We start from the raw sequence: 1,793 nt of genomic DNA, 5'->3' as shown, positions 1-1,793 counted from the left end.
GCTCCCCCGCCGCCCGGGCCGGTCCCCTGTTCACCCCTGGTGTCGGCCGCCGCGCCGGTCGTCCCGTCAGCGACCCCGCCGGCGTCCCCGGTGCCGGTGTCCGTACCGGTCTCCTCCCGCTGCTGGCCCCCTTGGCCGGGCGCCGCCCCTGCCCCGGAGTCGCCGCGCAGGCTCATCAGGGTCGAGTTGCCCTTGAGGCGGAGTCCGACGTCCTCGACGGTGGTGCCGTCGATGGTGACGTCGGCCCGGATGTACTCCTTCTCGCCCTCCTCGCGGAAGGTGCTCATCATGTCGGCGTACTCGGTCTGGTCGAAGCTCACCTCGATCGTGTGCTCCCCGCCGTCGAACAGGTCGCCCTCGCCCTCGATGTTCTGGGTGACGGCGTCCCGCGAGACCAACTCGGAGGTGACGTAGGGGCGCACCCGCGCCTCGCCGAAGACCAGGACCAGGGCGAGCAGCGCGGCGCACACGACGGCGGTGCTCCTCCAGTGCTGGCGCAGGCGCACCGGGAGGCGGTGCCGCAGGCGCGCGGGCCCGCGCTGGCGCCGCCCGGCGGCGGTGTCGCGGGCAGCGGTGTCGCCGCCGCCCTCCTCATCATCGAGTCCGCGCATGTCACAGGTCCGTCTGGTCGTAGCCGGTCAGGACGGTCGCCTTCTGCCCCGCGTTGATCTCCCGCAGGCGCTGGACGACGTCGCCGGGCTTGACGCCCTTCTTCAGCCGTGCGGTGTAGGCCGTCTCCAGCAGGGAACCGCCGCGCACGGTCTCGGTGCTGATCAGTTCGTACTCGTCGGTGAAGCGGATGAGCACGTCGTCGATCACGGGTCCGTAGTCGTCGCCGTCCGCGGGGACCTGGACCTTGACCACCTGGCGCTGCACGTTGAGGGCGAACCAGTTGAAGCGGTGCATGAGCAGCACGACCGCGCAGATGACCACGGTGGCGATGACCGCCAGGGTGTAGAAGCGCGTGCCGCAGGCCATGCCCACGCCCATCACCAGGAAGATGAACCCGACATCGCGGGTCTCCTTGATGGCGTTGCGGAAGCGCACCACCGACAGCGCGCCGACCAGGGCGAAGGCGCGGGCGATGTTGGAGCCCACCACCAGCATGATCAGGGCGATGAGCATGCCCAGGATGATCAGCGTGTGGACGTAGCTCTGCGAGTAGCTGATGTTGCGGTGGGTGGCGCGGTAGGTCCAGGCCACCACGAGGCTGGTGACGAACGCCAGGGTCAGGGACAGGACCACGTCCATGACGCTGAACGTGCCGGACAGGTCGGTGACGCCGAAATCGAGGTTCATGGTGCGGGTGTGCCTTTACGAAGCGGGTGGGAACCGGGGTTCAGGAACGGGGGCCGGAGGACGCGCCCCCGGCCGTGGGGACGGGCGGAGGCGCTTCGACCACGGAACCGAGCGGACGCGCCTCGGCCACGACGTCCTCCTCGGGCAGGTGGAAGACCGAGCGCGGGGCCATGCCGTGGGCCTCCACGCTCTGGCAGTACTTGGAGACGCGCTGCACCTGGAGGCCGAAGCGGGCGGCCATGTCGGTGACCCAGTAGGGGGCGCGCTCGTTGGCCTTGACCTCCATGACCGCCAGGTGCGGGCTGATGATGTAGCGGCTCTCGGCCTCGGCGCGCAGGTCGAAGTCCCGGTCGCGCCCGCGCACACGGTGGTCCAGGGTCACGCGCAGTCCCAGGTCGGAGCCGGTGCCGACGTAGGGTTCGCGCCGGTACCCGGTCATCGCGGTCGGGCGCAGGTCCAGGCGGTGGACGAGGTCGAGGACCTTGTCCACGAAG

Annotated in this window: 2 protein-coding genes and 1 pseudogene; all 3 read right to left on the bottom strand. The window is 70.5% G+C overall.

Translation table 11 applies throughout. The annotated features are described in order from the left end of the window. Positions 1 to 611, bottom strand: a pseudogene (locus DQW06_RS01695) (spore coat protein CotH); the annotation flags it as partial. Position 612: 1 nt separating this feature from the next. Continuing rightward, positions 613 to 1,299 carry a DUF4956 domain-containing protein gene (locus DQW06_RS01690; protein WP_013152851.1) on the bottom strand — a complete coding sequence of 229 codons (687 nt, stop codon included), beginning with the start codon at positions 1,297 to 1,299 and terminating at the stop codon, positions 613 to 615. 40 nt (positions 1,300 to 1,339) lie between these two features. After that, the coding region (locus tag DQW06_RS01685; protein WP_117197836.1) for a VTC domain-containing protein at positions 1,340 to 1,793 on the bottom strand (454 nt) is incomplete at its 5' end.

The sequence above is a fragment of the Nocardiopsis sp. TNDT3 genome, from assembly GCF_003427465.1.
Taxonomy (GTDB): domain Bacteria; phylum Actinomycetota; class Actinomycetes; order Streptosporangiales; family Streptosporangiaceae; genus Nocardiopsis; species Nocardiopsis dassonvillei.
This window is presented reverse-complemented; position numbering and strand designations above follow the sequence as displayed.

What these genes read in the sequence shown, in the direction of transcription:
- DQW06_RS01690 (WP_013152851.1), bottom strand. Translation starts at nt 1,299, where the DNA reads ATGAACCTCGATTTCGGCGTCACCGACCTGTCCGGCACGTTCAGCGTC.